This window comes from Priestia koreensis, from assembly GCF_022646885.1.
Classification (GTDB): domain Bacteria; phylum Bacillota; class Bacilli; order Bacillales; family Bacillaceae_H; genus Bacillus_AG; species Bacillus_AG koreensis_A.
Window position 1 is genome coordinate 3,727,838 of sequence record NZ_CP061868.1, and the last position, 24,749, is coordinate 3,752,586.

At 41.7% G+C, this 24,749-nt stretch carries 27 protein-coding genes, 1 pseudogene and 1 other annotated feature; of the genes and pseudogenes, 2 read left to right on the plus strand and 26 right to left on the minus strand.

The window, feature by feature from the left end; all coding sequences use genetic code 11:
* Window positions 1-15: 15 nt before the first annotated feature.
* The 8 genes and pseudogenes from ruvA to nadB form a co-directional block, all read right to left on the minus strand.
* A complete protein-coding gene (gene ruvA, locus IE339_RS19650; RefSeq protein ID WP_242170385.1) occupies window positions 16-627 on the minus strand; it encodes a Holliday junction branch migration protein RuvA in 612 nt (203 codons plus the stop codon).
* A gap of 179 nt (window positions 628-806) precedes the next feature.
* Window positions 807-1,304, minus strand: a complete 498-nt coding sequence (locus IE339_RS19655) for a BofC C-terminal domain-containing protein (protein WP_242170389.1) — start codon at window positions 1,302-1,304, stop codon at window positions 807-809.
* A 124-nt stretch (window positions 1,305-1,428) separates the two neighbouring features.
* Window positions 1,429-2,121, minus strand: a complete 693-nt coding sequence (locus IE339_RS19660; protein ID WP_242170392.1) for a YhcN/YlaJ family sporulation lipoprotein — start codon at window positions 2,119-2,121, stop codon at window positions 1,429-1,431.
* A gap of 111 nt (window positions 2,122-2,232) precedes the next feature.
* Window positions 2,233-3,204: a phosphotransferase gene (locus tag IE339_RS19665; protein WP_242170394.1), complete on the minus strand. Its 972-nt coding sequence runs from the start codon at window positions 3,202-3,204 to the stop codon at window positions 2,233-2,235.
* Window positions 3,205-4,257: 1,053 nt separating this feature from the next.
* A pseudogene (gene safA, locus IE339_RS24825) lies at window positions 4,258-4,414 on the minus strand (SafA/ExsA family spore coat assembly protein); the annotation flags it as partial.
* A gap of 208 nt (window positions 4,415-4,622) precedes the next feature.
* The gene (gene nadA / locus IE339_RS19675; RefSeq protein WP_242170399.1) at window positions 4,623-5,726 is read right to left on the minus strand and encodes a quinolinate synthase NadA; all 1,104 of its coding nucleotides are present in this window, start codon (window positions 5,724-5,726) and stop codon (window positions 4,623-4,625) included.
* A 12-nt stretch (window positions 5,727-5,738) separates the two neighbouring features.
* Window positions 5,739-6,575 (minus strand): carboxylating nicotinate-nucleotide diphosphorylase, encoded by an 837-nt coding sequence (gene nadC / locus IE339_RS19680; protein ID WP_242176250.1) that lies wholly within the window; start codon window positions 6,573-6,575, stop codon window positions 5,739-5,741.
* Window positions 6,575-8,119, minus strand: coding sequence for an L-aspartate oxidase (gene nadB, locus IE339_RS19685; RefSeq protein WP_242170402.1), 1,545 nt, complete (start codon window positions 8,117-8,119; stop codon window positions 6,575-6,577). Before nadB ends, nadC begins: the two co-directional genes overlap by 1 nt.
* Before the next feature lie 93 nt (window positions 8,120-8,212).
* On the opposite strand from nadB, the gene IE339_RS19690 reads away from it, so the two are divergent.
* Both IE339_RS19690 and IE339_RS19695 read left to right on the plus strand, forming a co-directional pair.
* Window positions 8,213-9,340 (plus strand): IscS subfamily cysteine desulfurase, encoded by a 1,128-nt coding sequence (locus IE339_RS19690; protein WP_242170407.1) that lies wholly within the window; start codon window positions 8,213-8,215, stop codon window positions 9,338-9,340.
* Between the two features lie 42 nt (window positions 9,341-9,382).
* Complete coding sequence (locus IE339_RS19695) at window positions 9,383-9,925, plus strand: transcription repressor NadR (protein WP_242170410.1); 543 nt, start codon at window positions 9,383-9,385, stop codon at window positions 9,923-9,925.
* Between the two features lie 34 nt (window positions 9,926-9,959).
* Here the strand turns inward: IE339_RS19695 and pheA are convergent, their stop codons facing one another.
* The 18 genes from pheA to IE339_RS19785 form a co-directional block, all read right to left on the minus strand.
* Window positions 9,960-10,814 carry a prephenate dehydratase gene (gene pheA / locus IE339_RS19700; RefSeq protein WP_242170414.1) on the minus strand — a complete coding sequence of 285 codons (855 nt, stop codon included), beginning with the start codon at window positions 10,812-10,814 and terminating at the stop codon, window positions 9,960-9,962.
* 23 nt (window positions 10,815-10,837) lie between these two features.
* A complete protein-coding gene (locus IE339_RS19705) occupies window positions 10,838-11,287 on the minus strand; it encodes an ACT domain-containing protein (RefSeq protein WP_277933921.1) in 450 nt (149 codons plus the stop codon).
* A 29-nt stretch (window positions 11,288-11,316) separates the two neighbouring features.
* Window positions 11,317-12,603: a GTPase ObgE gene (gene obgE / locus IE339_RS19710; protein WP_242170417.1), complete on the minus strand. Its 1,287-nt coding sequence runs from the start codon at window positions 12,601-12,603 to the stop codon at window positions 11,317-11,319.
* A gap of 5 nt (window positions 12,604-12,608) precedes the next feature.
* Window positions 12,609-13,163, minus strand: coding sequence for a Spo0B C-terminal domain-containing protein (locus IE339_RS19715; RefSeq protein WP_053400993.1), 555 nt, complete (start codon window positions 13,161-13,163; stop codon window positions 12,609-12,611).
* A gap of 312 nt (window positions 13,164-13,475) precedes the next feature.
* The gene (rpmA, locus tag IE339_RS19720; protein ID WP_053400992.1) at window positions 13,476-13,766 is read right to left on the minus strand and encodes a 50S ribosomal protein L27; all 291 of its coding nucleotides are present in this window, start codon (window positions 13,764-13,766) and stop codon (window positions 13,476-13,478) included.
* A gap of 21 nt (window positions 13,767-13,787) precedes the next feature.
* Window positions 13,788-14,114, minus strand: a complete 327-nt coding sequence (locus IE339_RS19725) for a ribosomal-processing cysteine protease Prp (protein WP_242170420.1) — start codon at window positions 14,112-14,114, stop codon at window positions 13,788-13,790.
* 11 nt (window positions 14,115-14,125) lie between these two features.
* On the minus strand, window positions 14,126-14,434 hold the full coding sequence (rplU, locus tag IE339_RS19730; protein ID WP_053400990.1) for a 50S ribosomal protein L21: 309 nt from the start codon (window positions 14,432-14,434) through the stop codon (window positions 14,126-14,128).
* Between the two features lie 13 nt (window positions 14,435-14,447).
* Window positions 14,448-14,520 (minus strand) — a sequence feature (ribosomal protein L21 leader region).
* Window positions 14,521-14,585: 65 nt separating this feature from the next.
* A complete protein-coding gene (locus tag IE339_RS19735) occupies window positions 14,586-16,022 on the minus strand; it encodes an Rne/Rng family ribonuclease (RefSeq protein WP_242170423.1) in 1,437 nt (478 codons plus the stop codon).
* A 157-nt stretch (window positions 16,023-16,179) separates the two neighbouring features.
* The gene (locus IE339_RS19740; protein ID WP_242170426.1) at window positions 16,180-17,046 is read right to left on the minus strand and encodes a M50 family metallopeptidase; all 867 of its coding nucleotides are present in this window, start codon (window positions 17,044-17,046) and stop codon (window positions 16,180-16,182) included.
* Window positions 17,039-17,806 carry a M23 family metallopeptidase gene (locus IE339_RS19745; protein ID WP_242170429.1) on the minus strand — a complete coding sequence of 256 codons (768 nt, stop codon included), beginning with the start codon at window positions 17,804-17,806 and terminating at the stop codon, window positions 17,039-17,041. The genes IE339_RS19740 and IE339_RS19745 overlap by 8 nt, the downstream gene beginning before the upstream one ends.
* A 159-nt stretch (window positions 17,807-17,965) precedes the next feature.
* Window positions 17,966-18,766, minus strand: a complete 801-nt coding sequence (gene minD, locus IE339_RS19750; RefSeq protein WP_242170431.1) for a septum site-determining protein MinD — start codon at window positions 18,764-18,766, stop codon at window positions 17,966-17,968.
* A gap of 2 nt (window positions 18,767-18,768) precedes the next feature.
* On the minus strand, window positions 18,769-19,452 hold the full coding sequence (gene minC / locus IE339_RS19755) for a septum site-determining protein MinC (RefSeq protein WP_242170433.1): 684 nt from the start codon (window positions 19,450-19,452) through the stop codon (window positions 18,769-18,771).
* Window positions 19,453-19,523: 71 nt separating this feature from the next.
* Complete coding sequence (gene mreD / locus IE339_RS19760; RefSeq protein WP_053400984.1) at window positions 19,524-20,045, minus strand: rod shape-determining protein MreD; 522 nt, start codon at window positions 20,043-20,045, stop codon at window positions 19,524-19,526.
* Entirely contained in the window at window positions 20,042-20,926 is an 885-nt protein-coding gene (mreC, locus tag IE339_RS19765; RefSeq protein WP_242170435.1) for a rod shape-determining protein MreC, read from the minus strand. The genes mreD and mreC overlap by 4 nt, the downstream gene beginning before the upstream one ends.
* Before the next feature lie 19 nt (window positions 20,927-20,945).
* Window positions 20,946-21,971, minus strand: a complete 1,026-nt coding sequence (locus tag IE339_RS19770; RefSeq protein ID WP_053400982.1) for a rod shape-determining protein — start codon at window positions 21,969-21,971, stop codon at window positions 20,946-20,948.
* A 389-nt stretch (window positions 21,972-22,360) separates the two neighbouring features.
* On the minus strand, window positions 22,361-23,050 hold the full coding sequence (gene radC, locus IE339_RS19775; protein WP_242170436.1) for a RadC family protein: 690 nt from the start codon (window positions 23,048-23,050) through the stop codon (window positions 22,361-22,363).
* A gap of 15 nt (window positions 23,051-23,065) precedes the next feature.
* On the minus strand, window positions 23,066-23,635 hold the full coding sequence (locus IE339_RS19780) for a Maf family protein (protein ID WP_242170438.1): 570 nt from the start codon (window positions 23,633-23,635) through the stop codon (window positions 23,066-23,068).
* A gap of 120 nt (window positions 23,636-23,755) precedes the next feature.
* On the minus strand, window positions 23,756-24,664 hold the full coding sequence (locus IE339_RS19785; RefSeq protein WP_242170440.1) for an SPOR domain-containing protein: 909 nt from the start codon (window positions 24,662-24,664) through the stop codon (window positions 23,756-23,758).
* Between the last annotated feature and the right edge of the window lie 85 nt (window positions 24,665-24,749).

A 24,749-nucleotide genomic window follows, 5' to 3' on the forward strand; every position in this document is an offset into this window, starting at 1 on the left:
ATCACCCCTTTTGGGTTATTTTAACAACTTCTGTAAAGCTGCTTTGATATATTGATCTGTCGTTAATGATTGTTTCTCAAGATCTGGCATAATCTTTTTAATTTCTTTTTCGGCATATCCAAGTACTTTTAACGCCTCAACCGCTTCATCAAGAGCTTCTGGCGCCTTCGCTACGGCCTCTTGCTGATCAAAATCAGCGAATAGTCCTGACATCACATCTGGAACAACATCATGCAGCTTGCCTTTTAAATCGAGAATCATCTGACGAGCCGTTTTCTTTCCTACACCAGGAAACTTCACTAAAAACTTTTCGTCTTCTTCTTCAATCGCCTGCACAACCTGTCCGGGATCACCTGAAGCTAAAATAGCTAACGCGCCCTTTGGACCGATCCCAGAAACGCTTAATAATTTATTAAAAAGACCTTTTTCTTCACGAGAGCGGAAGCCGTATAAAGCCATCGCATCTTCGCGAACATAGTGATGTGTATAAACCGTTTTTTTCTCCGTATCACTCACTTGAAACGCATACGGATTAGGCGTAAACACCTGATAGCCTATCTCATGGCTTTCTACTACTATATATTCCGGATTCACATATGTAATGATACCTTTTATATAATCGAACAACCGTTTCCTCTCCCTTAACAATGCTGATTACTATTTTAACATAATCAAGACAGAGAAAACATTACGATTCTATCATAAATAAGGAGAAAATGAGAACGGAAAGCATTTTGTAGGAGAACGCCAGATCTTTTCTCATGCAAAAAGGAGGGTGTTGAAATTCCCTCCCTTACGCTTTATGGTTAATGTGAATACGGCTTGTAGAAATTTAACAACGCAAGATACTGATCCTTTGAATGAATGCGAATACCATGCTGAAGTTTCTCGTGCTGGCGACTTTCGAGTTTATTTATATCCAGCTGAAAAAACGACTGAATGACCTTTTGCTGTTGACTTGTCGGAACCCCTTCATACACAGATAAAATTCCCTCTCCGGAAACGCCAAAATAGCCATTTGCTTTCAGTAATGGAGAAATATCGTCCACATGTGTTCGAAATATGAGCTCATCATCAAATTCTGCTACTAAACGCCACTCGTTATATTCACTTATCGCAGCCTCTTTCGTCATATTCTTCTGCTCAATTTCCTCTTCTCCTACCACCCCATCTAAATAAACGCGCTCTAAAAGAATCGTTGTTTGGTGTGCTTTTTCACTCACAGCACCATATGCAGGATGACTAAAACCAATAAAACAGCTGATAAAAACAATTGTAAAAATCCGATGAATGATTATCGCCACTCATCATCACCTCTTCATAAAATAATCTCGGTTATAGCTTCACCTTATTTAGAAATTCTATCCATACTAAGAAAATACAACAAAAAAATCCGACTAGATCCCCTACTAGCCGGCTGTACATTATTTATCGATGTCCATTTCCATTGACGTTTTGATCGATGGATTCAAATAGTCCATTCATATTCGTATGAATGACGTTATCTCGGAGCCCCTTTTTCATATCGTTTTTCATTTGCTTCGCTTCATTATAGATGCGATCATCTGCTTTTACGACGACCTGATACGGTTTGGTCATTGGAGCAATCGCATTTTTAACATTTTTCTCGACGCTTGCTCGGTTTGCTTCACTCGTTTTAACAGCTACTAAAAGGCGATTTCCATTAAAAATGGCGTGTGCATTTTTAACGCCCTTCACCTGTTCAGCCTTTTTCTCAATTTGACGGGCAGCTTTTCGCTCATCTGTTTTCGTTACAGGTGCTTTTACCACACTACCATCAGAGGTATTTAGCGGACCTCGGTATTCTACATCCCTCGCATTGTTGCTGTATGGGTAGCCGTACGGACGGCTTTCGTTGGTAATCGTATCATGGTTACGATTATCATTCCCGTCATTTGCATATTCTACATACTCCGCTACAGGCCCTTGTTTATGATCCACTAAACGCCCATTTCCATCACGATCATTCTTTTCATTCGAATATACACCGATTGGACTTGTGCGATCACTGTAGCGCTGTTCAGCGTTGTTTTGTGAATTACAAGCACTCAATCCAAGCATACATACCGCAGTTAATGATGTTATCACATACTTATTCAACGGTCATTCCCCCTATTCTGTTGAACGCACGGTGCGCTCCTTTATAGGGTGATATCCAGCAAGTCAGATTATTCTCTTCGTTACCGGTAACTTCTAAAAGATGAGGGAATGTTATGAAGAAGCAAGATGATATAGCAGATCTTCCGCTAGGTTTAACCGATAATACAACTCCCATTTCGTATGAACTTGTAGAGCTTGAATGCGAGCAGGTGTATACTCTCCTGCTGAAATTTGATTCCACTCCCTAAGCAAATCCGTTGGAAACATGAGGGCTGCTACGTAAAAGGGATTCGTTTTCCATGAAGGAAAATGATAAAAAATTGAATCCAACGACCAGTCCACATAGCGTAAAAATCGGTGAGCAAGCTGCAGTTCATCATAATCGCTCGATGAGATGAGAGCCAAATCAAAATCAATCAAACATATTTTTTCCTCGCTGATACGCAAAAAATTATGTGAGGCTACATCACCGTGCACAACCGTAAGCGTTTTGTTTTGATGAGTGTGATAGTTCTCCATTAAATATAAAGATTGTTCAGACCAATGACAGAGCTGGTGTAATTCTTTTTGGGACAAAAATAAGCTCAAGTGGGACACGGAACGCTGAAATTGCAAAAAACGCTTGCTCCATTTATCCATAATGAATTGCGTAGGCAGTACGTCTTGAAATTCACTATGTAACGCTCCTCCTATGTGATGAAACGCGTTCAAAAGATTTGTCACGTCTCTTCGGTCTTTTAGAGACTTGTACATAATAGGTCCTGATGGATAATAAGGCATCATCATCCAACAATACTTTTCACATGTGATCGTAGTCGCCTTATTGGGAAAGCGTTCAAAATAGGCAAGCGACGAAAATCCTTCTTGATAGATACGCTCCAATACGTTAAAGAGGACGTTTGCTTTTTGCTGTAGCTCGTATCCCTTCAACACTTTATACCCCATCGTTGTGTCGATAATATATACGTTTTCTTTTACTCGTTTGTACGCCTTTGGTTCAATACCAGCTTGCTGCAGAGAAAATAAGAGGAGACGATTTTGAATCAAATCCTCTCCCTGGTCAAACAATTTAATCTTCGTCATCCTCGTACTCTGGGAATCCAAACAGTGCTGCTTCATCTTCTCGCTGCGGGAAGTTAGGAACTCCCTGCTGCGGATAAGGCATGCCCTGTGGTGCATATGGAGCCCCTTGATGTGGAAATGCTTGCGGGAATCCATATCCTTGCTGTGGATAAGCTGGTACACCATATTGCGGTGCTGCATATGGCACTTGGAACGGTGCATACGGCTGCGGGCCTCCACATCCGCAGTCTGGTTGTTGCATAGGGTAACCTGGATAGCCATAATGTGGCTGCTGCTCTTGCCCACTATATGCTCCCATTACCTGGGGCTGAGGTGCATATGGCATCCCGTATGATGGATAAGGCTGCTGATACATTGGCGCTACTCCGTAAGGCTGATGATGATGTGCTCCCTGCATATGCTGCATCATTTTATGATACGCTTCTGAGCTTTCTGAGCTAGAGCTTTCTGATGACTCAGCGTGATGCTCTGGATGGAAGCCTGCAGGCATGACAGCCGGCATCATTGGTGGATACATATACATTGGCGGTGCGCACGGGAAGCATGGGAAATAGTTAAACCCACATCCTGGTAACACCGGACTTACTGGAAAACAAGGCTGAACAGGTGGCATCATGATTGGTTGCTCCACGCTCTCTGGGCTTTCCTTTTTTGGCGGCGGCGGTGGTGGAGCTGGTGCTGCGTGCTGATCAATCTCCATGTTAACCGTATAATAATTATTAATATCAATTTCTGGATAAATCGGCTGAAGCTTTGGAAGCTTCGGCATTAAGTATTGCACAGGCGCTTCTTTTTTAGGTCCCTCTTTCACAGGCTGCTCCTTTTTAGGAGGCTGCTGGACAGGCATTTCTTTTTTAGGCATTTGATACGTTGGTGCCTGTGGAACCGGCTGTTCTTTTGGCTGTTGATACGTTGGCTGCTGGTACATTGGTTGCTGGTGTATTGGCTGTTCTTTCGGTGCAGATGGCGTGTGATCCATTTCAGTAGTAGGGTACGTTTTCGTTGTTTGATTATTATAAGGATGATCGTAAAGTGGCTTTTCTTTCTTCACGCTTACGTTTCCGGTTGGAACTTTAATTTTCATCCCCGGCATAATCATATCTGGATTACTCAATTGTGAGTTAGACTTTTTCAGCTCTTCAAAATCTACACCATACTTTTGCGCAATTTTCCAAAGGGTATCCCCTTTTTGAACGATATGGATTTTCAAGTCTTCTCCCTCCCGACTAGAAAGAATTACTAGACACTGTATGTCTACGTAATGGAATTGTTACTATTGGTTCAACACAACATATGCTTGGAAACTGAACTTTATTCATTGACAACCATCACTTCGAAAAAACAAGTTGCATCCATCAACACGTGAAACTTCTCATAAAAAAGATGATACCGCATCGTATCATCTTTTTTATTTATTATTAAATATGCTGAAGCATTCGTTCTAATGCACGAATTGCTTCATGACTTGTTTGTTGATTGACCGTAATTTGATTCACGATTTTTCCTTTTTCCACGTTCTCTAACGCCCATAACAAATGAGGAAGATCGATTCGATTCATTGTTAAGCACGGACACATGTGAGGATTGAGTGACAAAATGGTTTTATCGGGATGATTTTGTTTCAGTCGATTCACTAAGTTCATTTCCGTACCGATGGCCCACGCTGTTCCCGGAGCTGCCTTGTTAATTGTATCAATAATATATTTTGTTGATCCTGCATAGTCAGAGATGGCTACAACCTCGTGATGACATTCTGGATGAACGATAACATTCATCTCTGGATAAGTCTTTCGAATATCATGAACGTTTTGCACCGTAAAATTTTCATGTACGGAACAGTGGCCCTTCCATAAAATAACCTTGATATCTTTGAGCGGACAAAGCGCTTCAAGCTTATGACCAATTGGGTCCCATATTGCCATTTGTGTCAACGGGATGCCTAAATCGTAGGCCGTATTCCGTCCTAAGTGCTGATCAGGTAAAAATAAAATGCGCTCCTTTTGCCCGAATGCCCACTGAACCATTTTCTTTGCATTAGAAGACGTCACCGTTGCTCCCCCGTGTTCACCTACGAATGCTTTAATATCTGCGGTTGAATTCACATAGGTTAACGGAATGATTGTGTCGCCAAATAGATGCATGAGTTCTGTCCATGCCCTTCTTGTTTGCTCCATATTTGCCATATCAGCCATTGAACAACCTGCTCTCATATCTGGCAAGATCACGATCTGGTCCTTTTCTGTTAAAATATCTGCGGTTTCGGCCATAAAATGAACGCCGCAAAATACAATCGTTTCTGCCTTCCGATTTTTAGCGGCAATTTGGGCAAGCTCCAATGAATCTCCAGCAAAGTCGGCAAATTGATACACTTCTTCTTTTTGATAATGATGACCTAAAATAAGCAGCTTTTCCCCCATGCTTTCTTTGATTTCTCGCACTCGTTTCTCCATTTCATTCACATTCATCGTCTTGTATCGCTCCGGTAGTGTCTCGTTGCGAGACCATGTATCTAAAATACTCATTCCATCTCCCCCTTATCGTTGTGTTACATCCAACGAGATATCTAGTGCCTTGCTAGAATGCGTGAGCGCTCCGAGTGAAATATAATCAATGTTTGTATGCTGATACTGCGCCAAATCTTCAATTTTAATTCCACCTGATACCTCTGTCTTAATATGAGAGGGGACGAGATGAAGATGTTCCTTTAGAAAATCAGGGCTACAATTATCAAACATAATAACATCTACTTCTGCTTCAATTGCCTGTAGCAGCTGCTCAAGATTCTCAATCTCTACCTCCACCTTCACCATATGACCGAGCTCACTTCTCACTTTCTCCACGCACGTCTTAATGGACCCCATATGCGCAATATGATTATCCTTAATCATCACCCCGTCATATAATCCAAAGCGATGATTGTACCCGCCCCCACAGCGCACCGCATGCTTTTCAAACATACGAAGTCCAGGGGTTGTTTTTCTCGTATCACAAATTCTTGTATGGGAACTATTTAATCGAGAAACAGCCTGATGTGTTAACGTAGCAATCCCACTCATTCGCTGAATGACGTTCAACATTACGCGCTCTCCTGTGAGAATCGCTCGAATCGGTCCCGTCACCTTTGCGATTACTTCTCCGCTTTTTATTTGCTGCCCATCTTTTACATGCAACTCGCACGTTACTCGTGGATCAACGCAGCGAAAGCCTTCTACTAGCACAAGCTCTCCTGAAAACACACCGTCTTCTTTCGCTCGAAATACCCCTTCGCCCTGTTCATCATCAGCGAAAATGGCCGTGCTCGTCACATCGCGATCGCCAATATCCTCTATTAAAAATGCCTGCAATTGCTGTGATAGCTTTAATCGATTTATCATAAACTCCCCGCCCCGCTAACTTGTTTACGTTGGTGACTAATCCGTTTGTTTTTCCACTTTTTATCGTGTTCAAGGGGAAAATCGGTGCGATAATGTGCACCTCGACTTTCCTCTCGTTTTAATGCTGCTTTTGCCATTAAAAGGACAACCGTCAGCATATTAATTTTCGTCACATCCTCATTGGTATAAGAGGAAAGTTGGTCGTGTTGAATATTTTCATCGAACGGTTGAATCCTCTCAATTACTCCTTCCAATTCTTCTTTTCGCCGAACGATCCCAAGCGTCTTTGTTGCCCACTGCTGAATTGTCTCTTTGTCCGGAAGATCTAGTGAGGCGCTTTGGGGGATCGTCGTTTGATGGTCGACTTCTTGAAATACGTAATGATTTTGGCGAATGTGCTGTGCCGCGAGATTGCCAAATACGAGACATTCTAACAGTGAATTGCTTGCTAGTCGGTTCGCACCATGTACGCCCGTACAAGCTACTTCACCGACTGCGTATAGACCCTTTATGGACGTTTCTCCGTACTTATTTACTTTTACTCCGCCCATTAAAAAGTGAGCACCAGGCACAACCGGAATCCGTTCATCAATAGGAATATGATGACGCCTGCACAAATTGGTCAAGCCAGGAAATTTATTTGAGAAATTCTTCACATGTTTGACCGACAAATAAATATGCTCTCCCTTTTTGATTCGTTTGTCGATCTCGCGCGCAACAATATCCCTTGGTGCTAGACTACCAAGTGGATGAACCTCATCCATAAACGGAACGTCTTCATCTGTGACTAAAACAGCTCCCTCTCCTCTTACAGCTTCTGATACAAGGCCGACAGCGCGACTGCCAACGCGTAAGAGCGTAGGATGAAACTGCATAAATTCCAAATCAATTAGCTCTGCTCCTGCCCGATACGCCACTGCAAGTCCGTCACCAGTAACAGATGCATCGTTCGTTGTTGCTGTGAACAAAGCCCCGCATCCACCCGTTGCTAAAACGACAACAGGGGCATAGTAATAGCAGAGCTGTCCGTCCCTTGTACGACTAACAATTCCTCTGCATCCCCCTTCTTCAACGATAACATCTTGAATCATTTCGTACTCATGCAAACAAATATGTGGAAGAACTCGCCGTGAGAAAAAACTCATGAGTGTCTCACCGGTTTGATCACCTCCGGCGTGAACAATTCTTCTTTTTCTATGACCACCTTCTCGTCCAAGCTCTAGCTGTCCATTTGGTCCACGATCAAACTGTATTCCTCTGTTTATGAGCTGCTGTATGTATAATGGACCCTCTTTCACTAAAAGCTTTGTGTGCTCCTCATGATTATGGAATCGTCCTGCAAGAAGCGTATCGTTATAATGTTCTTTTCCGTGGTCATGTTCAAATAGTGCGGCGGCAACCCCACCTTGAGCACGAATGGAATTACTATGAAGGTGGTGCTGTTTGGATAGCATTAACACTCGTTTGTGTAGACATAGCTTCTCAGCAACCGCAAAAGCTGCTAGACCACTTCCAATGATAATGACATCTGCAGCGATCATTTTATCCCTCTTTCTTTTACAAGTGTCTTGACACATATATTTACACATTATTAAACTAAATACAAGATCTTTTTTAGAGGGAGAGGGAAAACGATGATTTATCTTGACTATGCTTCCACGACACCAATGAGAACAGAAGCAATCGATGTATACAGAGAGGTTGCAACGTCCATCTACGGGAACACCCACAGCCTTCACGACGTTGGCACAACCGCTCATTCCTTAGTAGAGGCGTGTAAAGAAAAGCTTGCTGAGCTGATTAATGGTGATAAAAACGGTGTTTTTTTTACAAGCGGAGGGACGGAAGCAAATGAGTGCGGCATACGTGCTCTTTTAGCATCAGCACAAAACGGAAAGCATATTATTACGACTAAAATGGAGCATGCTTCCATTTTACATACGTGTGAGGATCTGGAGCAAGAAGGCTATGAGGTTACTTATCTCGCTGTTGAACAAAGCGGGAGAGTTTGTCTAGATGCGCTAAAATCAGCGATTCGTGAAGATACGGCGCTCTTTATTTTTCAACATGTGAATCATGAAATGGGAGCTGTTCAGCCAATTGAGGAAATTGCTTTGCTTGCCGAGGAACACGGCATTTTTGTTCACTGTGATGTCGTTCAGTCTTTTGGTAAGCTTCCAATTGATCTAAAAAGATGGCGCGTTCATAGCCTCTCCGCATCGAGTCATAAAATTTATGGTCCAAAAGGCTGCGGTTTGCTTTATTTACATCCATCGATCAGCGTATATACACAGAAAGGGACGCTAGACACTCCTTCCATTGCGGCATTTACGACTGCTAGTGAACTTGCTTATAAAGAGATGGACAATACCCGTATCGAACATACGCAGCTACGGGAACAGCTTCATGCCCTCCTGGCGTCCCATCACCTTCCTGTCACTGTTGAGGGAGATGACGAAGTATTGCCATCAATCGTTGGAATAAGCGTCCACTGGCTCCAAGGACAATATATTATGCTACAATGTAATCGGTACAACATAGCCATTTCGACAGGGAGCGCTTGTCAGGTAGGACATCAGCACCCCTCCTATTCTATGCTTGCTCTTGGGAAAACAGCAGATGAGGCAAAGCAATTTGTTCGTGTATCGTTTGGACGTCATACAACAAAAGAACATATTGAAGCGTTTGTTAACGTGCTAACGCGAACCTGTGCCGAACTTTGTGACCCATATGAAAAGACTTTATCACCTAAAACTGTGTAAAATAAGAAATAAATTCATTGATTTAGTAGGGAGCGTTAAAACATGACAGAAGCAAATAAAAAAATTCTCGGTGAACAGCGCCGAACTCTTATTTTAGAATGGCTGCAAACAGAAGGTGTACCGCTAACAGGAAGTGAGCTATCAAAGCGTACAAATGTTAGCAGACAGGTCATTGTTCAAGACATTTCGTTGTTGAAGGCAAAAAATGAGCCTATTATTGCGACAAGTCAAGGCTACCTCTATATGCAAACACCCGATCAAAAGGGACGCTATGAGCAAATTATCGCTTGTCAGCACGGACCTGAAACAGCTGATCGTGAACTCTTTTTACTTGTCGATCACGGCGTTCGCGTTCGTGATGTAATCGTTGAGCACCCAATTTACGGTGAACTAACGGCCTCCATCATGGTGAGCACGCGCAAAGAAGTGGAAGCATTTCTTGAACACGTAAAAAACACGAACGCCTCTTACTTATCACAGCTCACAGACGGAACGCACCTTCATACGATTGAAGCTGATACACCGAAGAAGTTACAAGAAGCTTGCGCGGCATTGCGAAAAGAAGGCTTTTTAATTGAATCATAAAAAAAGAAGGAGCCCGAGAAAGGCTCCTTCTTTTTCATTCCATGACTTGATATGCATATGTACCGAGTATTGAAACGGTACATCCGAGAGCTTCAAGTTCAGAAATAGCTCCTGGAATGAGTACATCATCTAGCTTTTGTTCAATATCAATGATAAAGAAATAATTCCCCAGTCCAGTCTTCATCGGGCGAGATTCAATCTTTGATAGATTTAGCCTGCGCCATGCAAAGGCTGATAAGACCTGATGGAGAGATCCTGACTGATCATCAGCAGGAAGCTGAACGAGTAGCGTCGTTTTTTCTCCATCTTCTTTTGAGAACGGAACAAACGCATCTGACTCTTTATGCAACACCACAAAGCGCGTATGATTATGGCTATAATCATGAATATCGCCTTTGGCAATCGTTAAGCCATACTCTGCGGCTGCTAGTTCATTTGCAATCGCAGCAATTTTACGCTCTGGATGTGCCTGAACGTACTGTGCTGCCCACGCAGTAGAGCTTGTCTCATGAATATCAGCGTGTGATAAATGCTGGTACAAAAATTTATGGCATTGAGCAATGGCATGGGGATGAGAATAAACGGCTTCTAAGCGCTCGTTAATCCCTTCATTTTGCGGATGCACCATTAAATGTTGGCGTATAGGCAACACAATTTCACCAACAATCGGCATTCTCGTTTCGTGAATCAAATAGTTTAAGGTTAGATTAACCGATCCCTCAAGCGTATTTTCGAGCGGAACTACTCCGTATGATACGTCCCCTTTCGCCACTGCATCAATACAGGCTGGAATCGTTTTATACGGAATATAGTCCTCATTAGGAAATACCGATTGAACGGCTTGATGTGTGAATGTTGCTTTTGGTCCTAAGTATCCGATTTTCCCCATGAAACTCTCTCCTTATGACGTTCTTATGCCCCTGAACCTAAAATATCTACTTTTTCCACAAATTCAAGGCTTCGTAAATGTCTTAATAATTCATTCAGTTCAATTCGTATTGCTGATGTATCGAGTGATAGCGTAACGTTCGCACGCCCCTGAAGAGGGATCGTTTGATGAATCGTTAGTACGTTACAACCACTGGACGCAACAACAGACAATAAATGTGAGAGCGTTCCTGAACGATCTTCTAAATGGAAAAAGAGGGAGATAATCCGCTCTTTTACCACTGTATGAAAAGGAAACACCGTATCACGATATTTATAATACGCACTTCTGCTTAAATCGACTATCTGAACGGCATCCGCCACAGAGTCTGCTTTTCCTCGTTCAATTAAAAGCTTTGCTTCAAGGGTTTTACGCATCGCTTCAGGCAAAACGTCTTCGCGAATTAAGTAAAATTGTTGATCTTGATTAGACAAACAAAGCTCCTCCCCTTTTTGTCGACTTATTAGTCAATAAATTCAAATTCATATTCCATTAACTTAATAATATCTCCATCTTCGGCACCGCGCTTACGTAATTCTTCGTCGACACCCATACCGCGAAGCTGGCGAGAGAATCTACGTACAGATTCATCACGTGAGAAGTCTGTCATCTTGAAGAGCTTTTCAATCTTATCGCCAGAAAGGACAAACTTGCCGTCACTTTCTCTCGTAATATCAAAGCCAGCATCTTCTTTTTCGAATTTGTAAAGAACGCGATGAGTTGATAGATCCTCTTCTTCTTCCATTGGGAAGTCTGGTGTCGTTTCAACTTTATTTGCAATCGCAAACAGTAGATCACGAAGACCTTTTCGCGTTACAGCAGAAATAGCGAAGATTTCTACGTCATCTTCAATCTTCTCTTTAAATGCTTTTAAATTTTCTTCCGCATCTGGCATGTCCATTTTATTCGCAACCACAATTTGTGGACGCTCTGTTAGACGAAGATTATATTCCTTTAGTTCAGCGTTAATCGTTTGATAATCCTCAAACGGATCGCGCCCTTCCATTCCAGACATATCGATCACATGCACAATTACACGCGTACGTTCAATATGACGTAGGAACTGATGTCCTAATCCAACACCTTGGTGCGCGCCTTCAATTAATCCAGGTAAGTCTGCCATTACGAAGCTTCTGTTATCTTCTGTTTCCACCATTCCAAGGTTTGGAACAATCGTTGTGAAATGATATTCAGCAATTTTCGGTCTAGCTGCAGAAACAACGGATAATAGAGTGGACTTCCCTACGCTCGGGAATCCTACAAGACCTACATCTGCAAGAAGTTTTAATTCAAGAACGATATCACGCTCTTGTCCTGGCTCACCGTTTTCAGCGATTTGAGGCGCCGGATTTGCTGGTGATGCAAAACGCGTGTTACCACGACCTCCGCGACCACCCTTTGCAATAACTGCTTGCTGACCGTGCTCAGTTAAATCCGCAATAACTTCCTTCGTTTGTTCATCTGTTACAACCGTTCCTGGTGGCACTTTAATTACCATTGGTTGTGAGTTACGGCCGTGCTGTCCTTTTGACATTCCGTGCTCACCGCGCGTTGCCTTAAAGTGGCGCTGATAGCGGAAATCCATTAACGTACGAAGACCTTCTTCTACTTCGAAAATAACGTCTGCACCGTTACCACCGTCTCCGCCTGCTGGTCCACCTTTTGGAACATATTTTTCACGACGAAAGGCAACCATTCCGTTACCTCCGTCGCCACCTTTTACGTATATCTTTACCTGATCTACAAACATTGTTTTCACTCCGTTCTGTCGCCTAAGCCCTTAAGCTCTACGACAACACTTATCTCTTCTTTTGATGTAGTTTGTTCTTTTATATGAAATGAACTGTTGTTCTTTTGATTAAGCCATAGATGGATGAGGTCTTCTTGTTCTAGTATCCCACTAAAATCAAAAAAGAAACGAGTCTGATCTTTCTCCACTAGCAAAGACATACTCAAATGATTTTGCGTGCGGATATCAACGGCGCTCTCAAGCAAGGAAATAAACTGCTTGCACCATGCCGTAATAGCCTCATCATACATAGATAAGTCCTTAATCTCTCCAAGAACTTCGATTTCAAGCTCTATCGGGTGACTGCACCATTGGTAAGTCATAATAAATTCTGTTAACATATGCAGCCGCGTATTTGTTAAATTTGACTCATGTTTTGCTTGGGTGATGATTTCATTAATGATTTCATCTACTCGATCTAGGCGATTTAATGCAAGATTTCCTTTGATAAGCTGTAGCCTATTTAACCAATCATGTCGAGCATAACGAAGTACTTCTACGACATTCCAATCTTTATCCATTTGGGCACTCCTAACCTTTCACGAGCATACTTGTACACATACTGTTAATTATAACAAATTCTACGATAAAGGGGGTAAAGAATCTTCGTACCTTAATTAGAGAAGCAGTAACCTCTTTTTACAGACTCTATTGCTTTTGAACCCCTTTTTCAATATGACTTTCCGAGCCGTCTGTTCTTCACTGCCCCTGTTGAAAATTACTGCCTTTGCAGCAAGGTAAGTGCAAGACTTACGAGAGGTTCAAAAACAAAAGGCGATCATTAAATAAAGAAAACTCTAACCCACATTAGGTTAGAGTTTTCTTTTCACGGCTTATGCTTCTTGAGCAACTGGGTATACACTTACTTGTTTGCGGTCACGACCAAGGCGCTCGAATTTTACGATGCCGTCGATTTTCGCATAAAGAGTGTCATCTCCACCACGACCTACGTTAGCACCTGGATAGATTTTAGTACCGCGTTGACGGTATAAAATTGAACCACCAGATACGAATTGGCCGTCAGCACGTTTAGCACCTAGACGTTTCGAGATTGAATCACGACCGTTCTTAGTACTACCTACACCTTTTTTAGAAGCGAAGAACTGAAGGTCTAATCTTAACATGACATCCACCTCCTACTGTCTTTAGTTTATTTTTATATAACTTTGATAATCACGTTCGATTGATTCGAGTGACACAATCATACCTTCCAGAAGTAGCTGAATGCGTTCAAATGTAGAAGGTTCTACATCCGCTGGAATCTCACAATAGAGATAACCGCCTTCTCCACCCTGTTCAATAAGAGGGGTCACATCACAAAGAGCAATGATTGAATTTACGGCACCGATGGTAACCGCTGATACTCCTGCACAAACGATATCAGAACCGTACTCTGCAAAGTCAGCATGTCCACTCACTTCGAAAGCTTGAATTTGATTCGCTGCATCACGAGTAATGTCGATTTTAATCATGTCATTACACCTTAAGCGTTGATTTTTTCAATCACAACTTTAGTGTAAGGTTGACGATGACCTTGTTTACGACGGTAGTTTTTCTTAGCTTTGTATTTGAAGACAAGGATCTTTTTAGCGCGACCTTGTTTCTCAACTTTAGCTGTAACAGTTGCACCTTCAACGAATGGAGCACCAACTTTAACGTTGTCACCACCAACAAATAATACTTTGTCAAAAGTAACTGTTGCGTCTTGGTCAGCAGCAAGCTTTTCAATGTAGATAGCTTGACCTTCCTCGACTTTGATTTGTTTACCACCAGTTTCGATAATTGCGTACATAATTGCACCTCCTCAATAGACTCAGACTCGCCATCACAGGTGTTCATAATGAACTTAAAACCCGTTCTGCGCGGTTGTAGCACGGGTGCTACAAACTAACATATAAAATAATACTATACTGGGATTCCCTCTGTCAATGTAAAATCATGAATTAGGATAGACGATTTTCAATGTCTTGAATCGTACCAACGTGACGAATTTCATAAGTTACATTGCTTTTAGGAGAAACCGTCATAAAAAGCTTCAGCTTCAGCATGCCCTCTAGGTGAGCTAAAAATCCGTCTTGCTTCATCAGTTCCGGAACACCTGCTTTTACTTCCACCCAAATAGCCTCTGCCTCGGTATGTCGATGCTCCCACAAAGCACGCTCAAGCTGATACACAATCGTTTCATCGCTTAATACTTTCCCCGTTCCACTGCAGGTTTGACAAGGAATCATGAGCGCTTCTTCTATGCTTTCTTTTGTTTTCTTACGCGTGAGCTGTAAAATACCAAGCTCCGTAAATCCGACGATCGTCGTACGCACATCATCTTCCTGTAGCGCTTCTTTCATCGCTTGTTCAATGCGCTTACGATGAGAAGGATTTTTCATATTAATAAAATCAACCAGAATAATGCCACCGATATTTCGGAGTCGTACTTGCCTTGCTACTTCATTTGCCGCAAGCAAATTGGTATCAAGAACCGTTTCCTCAAACGAGTTTTTTCCCGAAAATTTGCCCGTATTTACGTCTACGACGGTCATCGCCTCTGTTTGATCAACAACCAGGTAGGCTCCGTTTTTCAGCCAGACGACTCTCTTTTGAAGACGTTCAAGCTCTGCCTCTACGTCATAATGATGGAAGATGCCTTCGTTTTCACGATAGTAGTGAACAGGTAGGCTCTGACTGCTTAATTGCTGATAGAGGTCAAAATCATCTATTACAATCTCATCGACGCCTCGCTTTTGAACAGCTTCTAAGGTTGATTGAACAAAATCATAATTTTCCCAAAGCAGATTGGGTGCTTTCTTCAAAGCGCTCCTTTGTTTCATAAGCGCGTACTTCTCTCGTAAAGCACTAAGCTCACCTTCTAGTGCCGAGCGCTCGGCATCCTGTGCCGTCGTTCGAATCACGAGGCCTTCCGCGTCACGACAAATGTCCTGTCCAATCTTCCGCAGATTCTCTCGTACACTTTCATCTGGGATTTTTTTCGATACCGCTACATAGTTTCCGTGCGGTAAATAGACCATGTTCTGTCCCGAAAATTCAATAATGGCCGTAAGCTTCGGCCCTTTTCCACCGATGCCTTCTTTCGCAATCTGCACAACGATGGCTTCTCCTTCTGTCAGCAGCGACGCGATGTCACGATCTTTCTCACTGCTAGCATTTGGTACATCCTTACAATGCAAGTAGCCGTTCTTATCTAAACCAATGTCTACAAAAGCTGCCTGCATACCTTTTTGAACCTTTACAACTTTGCCTATGTAAATATTCCCTACATTATTTTGCTGACCCTGTTGCTCTAAATAAAGCGCATCTAATCGCTTATCATTCATAACGGCGATTCGTTTTGACGTATTCGCGACGTTTATTACACACGTTCTCATCTCTTGCTCCCTTTCTACACAAAGCCTGTCTACGTTTTACCCTATCAATAATTGCTCACATTGTACACCGACACGTTTTACATTCTTTCCCCTATAGTATCACCTGCATGAAGCATTTTGAACAAAAAAAAGAACAGGAAATTCCCTGTTCAGTCGTTCAATAAAACGGCACTAGTTCATTAATCGGTGAATGAATTCGTTTTTCAGTAAAATAGGCGTGGAGAATTTCATTTTCATCCACCTGCTGATGGGTCGATTCTTTTCCTTCCACAATTACAATATGCTTACACCCACGCTGGAATCTTTGCAAAATGGTGTGAAGCGGTTCTTCTGGGGGAACTGTGAGCGGACGCAATGAACTAATCTCTAGCTTTCTACCTTGATAGCGCTCTAGCAGAAAGCGAATGTACACATAGTAACGATCTTTCCATTCTTTATATAACGAGACGATTAAAAAGCTAATAATGACCCATAGATGAAACTGCTGAAAATAGAGAAAGCTTGAAATTAAAATTAAAATAGCAAGAGACACCGTTGAAATATAAAGCGCCTGCTTATGGGCTTCAATGAACGGCTTCGTGTGACTGAGCATAATAAACAAAACTTTCCCGCCGTCTAGCGGCCAAATAGGTAGAAGATTAAATAATAGAATTGTAACGTTTTGAATCATAAACAAGTGGAACAAATCAGCTGAAAGAACGTCTGCTGTATATAATCCGTAACCAGCAAGCGCCATCCACACATGCTGAAGAGGACCGCTTAACACAACAATGAGTTCCTCATGAAGCGGTCGGTTTCCGTGTTCATCCATCTCAGCTACTCCACCGAATGGAAGCAGCAAAATGCTTTTAATTCGCCATGAAAAAAGATGGGCCGCAACGGCGTGACCCAGTTCATGAATAAAAACGATCAGAAAAAGAACGATGAGTTGTTTAAAGCTCGCTGTCAAAATCCCAATGCCAAGCACAAACCAAAATACCGGATGAATATGGATTTTGAATATGAGAGAAATCCAATTACTCAAAGTTAATCACCTTACTTGGATCAATAAATTTTTCTCCTTTTTTGATCGCAAATGAATACGTTCCTTTTTTCCCATCATCTAGGCTCGATACAGACCCGACTTTTTTCTTTTTGTCGACAAAGTCATAGAGGTTGACGTCGACCTTATCTAAGTTTCCATACCATGCTTCTGTTCCATCTGCATGCTGAATCACTACCGTTTTTCCAAATCCCTGCTTCTGTCCAATAAAGGACACAAATCCTTCACTCATTGCTTCTACAACAGATTTACTGCCCGTTTCTACAATAATGCCGTGACCTGTCTTCTTAAAACTTTGTAAAACGTGGCCAGATGCAGGCACTGCGTAATCAGACGTAATCGTTTCTTCTTGCTTTTTATTATCGAGAGGGAGAATTGACAAAGGCTTTCCAAAGGCCTTTTCATACCAAGAGGAAACGGCTGCAAACTGAAATTCCTTTTCCATATAACCATTTACAAAGTGACGCGCCTCCGTAAAATGCGGAGACGGATTTTTGAACAAAATCGCTACAACTAATACAAGACAAGCTGAAGCCAAAAACTTAAACAAAAAGATTTCTTTTCGAAATAACGGGTGTCCCTTTTCTTTCGTAGGGGTATACTCATACATTGTGACATCGTCTACTGAATACTGCTCCTCTTGAACTGGGAAGACCACTGGTTTAGTCGGTTTTTCACTTCCGCTTGGCTGCTTCTTTCTTTCTGCAATACGTCGCTTAACTTCATTAACACGTCGATTCATACGCCACCATTCCCCTTACAAGCTTGTTTCTAACAATGTATGACTTGTCCTCGGGACTTATGACTAAACAACTTTTTTTGAACATGATCCACAAAAAAAAGGATAACCACACCGATGCGCCGGTTTGGTTATCCTGACATAAAGAGAAAAATAATTCGTTTATCGAACGCCGAAAAATTGTTTAATGCGAGCAAAAAGCCCTTTTTGCTCTTCGTCTAGAGACTGTAATGGAACAGATTCTCCTAAAATACGACGAGCAATGTTTCGATATGCAATTGATGCTTTACTTGAAGGATCTAAAGCAATTGGTTCACCGCTATTAGAAGCCTTAATAACGTTATCATCATCCGCTACGATTCCAATCAAGTCAATCGCTAAAAGCTGAACGATTTCATCCACATTTAACATATCCCCATTTTGCACTAAATGATTACGAATACGGTTAATAATGAGTTTAGGAGGTTCAATCCCCTCTTCTTGCTCTAATAAGCCGATAATTCGGTCTGCATCACGCACTGCGGAAACCTCAGGAGTCGTGACAACTAGCGCTCGATCAGCACCAGCTACAGCATTTTTGTACCCTTGTTCGATACCGGCAGGACAATCAATTAGTATGTAATCAAATTCCTGTTTCAGTTCAGTCACAAGCTCTCTCATTTGCTCAGGAGTTACAGCTGTCTTATCACTTGTTTGTGCAGCAGGGAGTAGATATAAGCATTCAAAGCGTTTGTCTTTGATTAAGGCTTTTTGAGGCTTGCAACGACCTTCAACGACGTCTACAAGATCGTAAATGATACGATTTTCTAGTCCCATAACAACATCTAAATTTCTCAAGCCAATATCTGTATCCATCAGACACACTCGCTTGCCAGCTAAAGCTAACGAGGTCCCTAAATTAGCAGATGTCGTGGTTTTCCCAACGCCACCTTTACCAGACGTAATTACAATCGCCTCTCCCACTGTTAACTTCTCCTTTCTAACCTTGTCAAATTAGGTCTGAGATGCATTAAGCTTTGAACACGCTCCACTAAAATCTCATCGCTCTCATTGACATAAGCGCATTCCATCTCTCCACCATCTTCATGTTCTCCGCGATCAGATCCTCTTGAATAGACCTCACTAATGCGAAGCTGTGCAGGCTTCATAAGCGACGCAGCCACTACAGCCTGTCGATTACCATCATAACCAGCATGGGCAATTCCACGCAGTGCACCTACCACAAAAATACTGCCTGCAGCAATAACTGTTCCCCCTGGATTCACATCGCCTAATAGAAGTAAATCACCTTCTACCTGTAGAATTTGTCCAGAGCGTACAATACGGGCTACAGAGATAATCTCATTCTTCTTTTGTTGCTGAATTGCTTCTTCTTTTGTTATGACGTTACATTCAATTTCATCAACAATCAGATATTTTTTCTTCCTGATTAGCGCCTTTATTTGCTCTTCTTGTTCAGAAGTTACGTAACGATTACCTGCATTCACTTTCACATGGACAAGTTGTTGATCGTCTCCGTACTGATTCGTTGATAATTTGAGCTCTAACTCATCTAATAGTTCTTTAAATGAGCAGGTATCACTGAGATGTAACGTTAGCCCCTCTTTAGTCCCTTTTATAGTTACATTTGGCTGTTTCTGCCTATTCACAACGCTCACCTCAACGAAAATATAATTTCGACAGAGACGTACAAAAATCCTCTTTTATTTCTGCGTCAAAATCATTCCATATACTCAATTGAAAGCTTTTGAAAACGCTTTTGCATTGGGAACGCAAAAATGATAATAAAAATGGCATTTAAAATCATTGTTGGATAAAAACGAATGTGTAAAAAGTCCGTCATTCCCATATGCGTCAAATGAACTGTTAAATTAATACTATATACATAGAATTCAAGTAACGCAACAGCTAGTAAGCTAATAAATGATACCACAATAATATTGTTTTGTAATATTTTAAGAAACTTCGTCATGATAAAACAAATCACTGGGAAACCAAACATATACACGCCTAGTACGTCCGTAAATGCAATATCATAAAGCATTCCAAAAATAATCCCATAAATCATACCTTGCTTTAAATTAATATAAGACACCATAAAAACAAGGATGATGAGTAAAAATCTTGGTGATAAAATCCATTCTTGCAACGACGGCAAGACGGCAATAAAGTTCGTAAATAAACTTTCTAAAATAAATACGACGGACACAAGGATAGGAAGAAATAAACGAGTTAAGTTCAATTTCCTCCCTCCTGCCCATCAATGTTTGTTTTGTCATCTGGAATAACGGCGCTTCTCTTTGCCACCATTACATGATCTAGATCATAAAGATCTGTTGAAGGTTTTACATATGCTTTTTGTGTTAGTCCGTACTGATCCGGTTCAAATTTCGTCACTTTCCCTACTAATAAACCGCGTGGGAAAATTCCACCTAAACCAGAAGATATAACTTTTTGACCTACTTTTAGTTTTTCAGTGTTCGGAATACGACGAACGATTAAGTCTTTCGTATCCGGATCATATCCTTCTACAACACCGTACACGTTTTTACCGCCGGCTTGCACGATAACAGAAATACGGTTTACTCGCTCAGATGAGCTCAGCAGTTGAACTGTAGACGTGAAGGCTGAAGCATTTTTCACCTTCCCGATAAGTCCTGCTGATGTAATGACAGCCATGTCTTTTTGAATGCCATTGTTTGTTCCTTTGTCAATTACAATTACATCGTCCCAACGATCTGGGTTACGTGCAATTACGGTAGCTTGTACTGGGTCATAGTCATCGAGTGATGTCTTTTTCTTTAAGATCGTTCGTAATTTTTCGTTTTCATCTTCCAATTTACTTACGTTCGCTTCTAATTGCATGTACTGACTTAAACGACTTTTTAACGTCTCATTTTCTTTGTATGTACCTTTTAAGTCATCAAGATTCTGAAAGAAACCCGCTACAAATTGTGCGGGTTCATGGAATGTAGCCTGTACTAAGCCAACCGTATCTTTCGTAAATTGTTCGGGCCATGTTACATCTTTACGACCACTTAAAGAAAAGCCAATCAATGCCACCAATACAATAATACTTACTAATAGAATAACTAAACGCTTATTTAGAAAAAACTGTGGCATTTCTTACACCTCTTATATTTTATCGGTAGGAGTCTCCAGCACGATTTTTAAATAGATCAATATGTTCAAGAGCTTTACCAGTACCAATGGCAACACAATCTAGTGGATCTTCTGCGATAACGACCGGCATATTTGTTTCTTCACTAATCACCTTGTCCAAGTTGCGAAGCAATGCTCCACCACCTGTTAAAACAATTCCGCGATCCATAATATCTGCAGCAAGTTCAGGAGGAGTTTGTTCTAATGTAGATTTTACTGAGTCCACAATAGCAGATACCGTATCTCTTAAGGCTTCAGCTACTTCTTCAGCAGAAATTTCAATTGTTTTTGGAAGTCCTGTTAGTAAGTCACGACCGCGAATCTCCATGTTTTCAATGCCTTCTGGTGTCCCAGCTGAACCAATTTCTACTTTCAGTGCTTCAGATGTACGCTCACCAATCATTAAATTGTAATTTTTACGAATATACTGAATGATTGCTTCATCCATCTCGTCACCTGCGATACGAATCGATTGACATGTAACGATTCCGCCTAGAGAAATGATTGCAACTTCTGTTGTACCTCCACCGATATCAACAACCATACTACCTGTTGGTTCCCAAACTGGAAGGTTTGCCCCGATCGCAGCAGCAAATGGCTCTTCAATCGTATAAGCATCACGTGCACCAGCTTGTCTTGTTGCATCGATAACCGCACGCTTTTCAACTGCTGTAATTCCTGATGGCACACATACCATTACATAAGGCTTTCCAGCAAACACGCTTTTCGATTTTTGAGCTTGTTTAATATAATATTTCATCATCGTAGCTGTTGTATCGTAATCGGCAATTACTCCGTCTTTCATCGGGCGAAGCGCCACGACGTTTCCAGGTGTACGACCAATCATATTTTTTGCGTCATTACCAACCGCAACGATTTGCTTTGTGTCTGTTTGTAGTGCCACAACTGATGGCTCTCTTACAACAATTCCTTTACCTTTTACATACACGAGTGTATTTGCAGTACCTAAATCTATACCAAGGTCTCTTGTACCAATACCAAACATGTCCGTATCTCCCTTTCTATCCACGAAATGCAAAGATATGACCAAAAGGCGCTAAAAGTGACATCGCCGCTCTTAGAAACCCTTCGCTGCCATCGTCCTGATTTTATTTTTTATTATAATGGGGTTTCAATCATAAGGACGTTTTGCTTTTTCTATTATTTACTTATTTTGCTACTAAAACCCATTATTTTAATTTCAATATCCATCAAAAACTGACAATCTTTATTGTCTCTACTTCTATCAAAGATGTCAACGCCAAATATTGTATGAAATAAAAATGTAATAAAACTCAATATTTTTTAATTTTCTCACAAAAATCAATACCGTTCGAATTATTACGTAAAATGCACGAGTATTATTATAGCGTACATGTCGAAAAATGCCTAGTATTACACATAGCCTTTTTCTTTCAAACTGATGTATTTCCGGTCACCAATTATTAGGTGATCCAACAAATCAATTCCAATTATTCTCCCGCACTCTTTCAAACGCTTCGTTACTTCAATATCTTCTCTGCTCGGAGTAGGATCACCGGAAGGATGGTTATGCACACAAATAATCGAGGCGGCTGATCGCCGGAAGGCTTCTTTAAACACTTCACGTGGATGGACAATAGAGGAATTCAGGCTGCCAATAAAAATGGTCTGCTTATGAAGGACCTGATTTTTCGTATTCAAATATAAACAAACAAAATGCTCCTGTGACAAAACACGAAGCTCTTCCATTAAGTAATTGGCTCCGTCCTCTGGACTTCGAATCACGTATCGATCCTCAGGGCGAAGCTGCCCGATGCGTCTTCCTAATTCAATCGCCGCCATAATATGGACAGCCTTTGCAGTTCCAATTCCTTTAATGTGAGTAATTTCTTCAATGGAGGCGTCTTGAAGGAGTTTAAGGCCATCAAAGTGCTGAAGGATTCGGTTTGATAATTGGAGGACAGATTCTTCCTTCGTTCCTGTGCGAAGAAGTATTCCTAGCAGTTCGTGGTTTGACAGACTTTTCGCCCCGTAAAGCATTAAGCGTTCACGGGGACGTTCATCTTGTGGAAAATCTTTAATTAAGAGCGTTTCCTGACTCATGTACTTCCTCCTTTATTAAAAGGAGAAGCCAATGGATCGCAGTTCGCGAATCGTTCGTGCTAATGGAAGACCCACAACAGAAAAGTAATCTCCGTATATGCCTTTCACAAAAGCTGCGCCTAGTCCTTGAATACCGTAAGAGCCTGCCTTATCCATTGGCTCTCCGCTTTTTACGTAGCGTTCAATTTCCGACTGCGTTAATTCCCAAAACGTCACGTCTGTCCGTTCGTAGAAGTTGACGATGTTTGTTCCGAAGATGATGGCAACCCCTGTCATCACCTGATGGGTTTTTCCTGATAGTGATTGAAGTGTAGAAATCGCATCCTGTTCATCCACAGGTTTTCCGAGAATACGCCCCTCACTAACTACTACCGTGTCTGCTCCTAACACATAGGAAGAAAAGTGGTTCTTTGCCACCTCCTGTGCCTTCTGTAGGGCAAGTGACATCACAATATTCTCTGGAGAGTCCTGCTCATTAAACGTTTCTTCAAGATCGCTTACTTGAATAGAAAAAGGAAGATGTAATTGTTGAAGAAGTTCTTTGCGACGAGGAGAACCTGAGGCAAGTATTAGCTTAGCTGTCATATTTATCACCTTTGTCATTTAGTATAGAAAGAGAGATACAAGCATATTTTAGCAATTATTAGGTCTTTTGGCAATGGTCGTACCTCATACAAAAAACTGCAGAAAAGCCCTGCAGTTTCTTTACGACGTATGATCAGATAGGACGGTCAACAAAAGCTCCTGCGCCTTCGTTGCATCCTCTGCTTTTTTATCTTTACGATAAGAGTCCAACAGCTGGCACACTTCACGAAGCTTTTTCACTTCAGATGTTTCTTTCATGTTCGTCAACTTCTTTTCTGCATCGCTTACAGAGTCAATGTCCTGACCTAATGCTGCCTGCACCGACTGTCCTGCTAGCTGTTCATAAATCGGCGTCACTTTTTGATCAAGGGATTGGATCGTATAGGATTTAGCAAACGAGTCTACGCCATTACCTTTATAAGTTCCCGCAAGAGACTTCGCATCCGATTGATTCATTCCAACGCCGATAAACAATAAATACGTTTCATCCTTTTTCACTACCGAAGCGGCATAGCCTTTTTTCTTTAATTCATCTTGTCCCTCTTTTGCGGCCTTTTCTGTAGAAAAGACACCTGCTTGCACCGTGAACACGTCGAGGTTCGCACTTTGAGCAGCAGGAAGGGGCTTTGTTGTTTCCGTTTTGGTAGGCTGCTGCGCTGTGACAATCGAACTAGAAGGCGTCTCTGCCTCAAGGTTATTGGCTGTTAGCATACGAAGACTAGCCATTCCAAGACCTGTTCCAATGACGGCTGCTAGTATGCCAATCATGAGCGCTTTTTTAAATGGCGTTCCGCCGTACACAGCTTTTTTCTTCGCTAGTTTTACGTTTTTCTTTTTTATATCACGCAAATCTTCTATATAGACGACCTTATCGGCAACATTCGCATCGTGTTCAATGTTCGGTATTCCCCACTCTTCTTCCTCCGTGGTCGCCGCCTGCTCTTGTTCATCATGCTGCATTATTTCCTCGGAAAATGTCTTTTCCTGTCCGTTAATTTTAACGGTGATCCCCTTTGTTTGCTTGTCCATTTGCTCACCATCCTCAATGACCTTATGTGCGGTTCGTTGCGCCTTATCCTACTAGCATTTTATGCCCAGCTTTCTTAAAATAGTC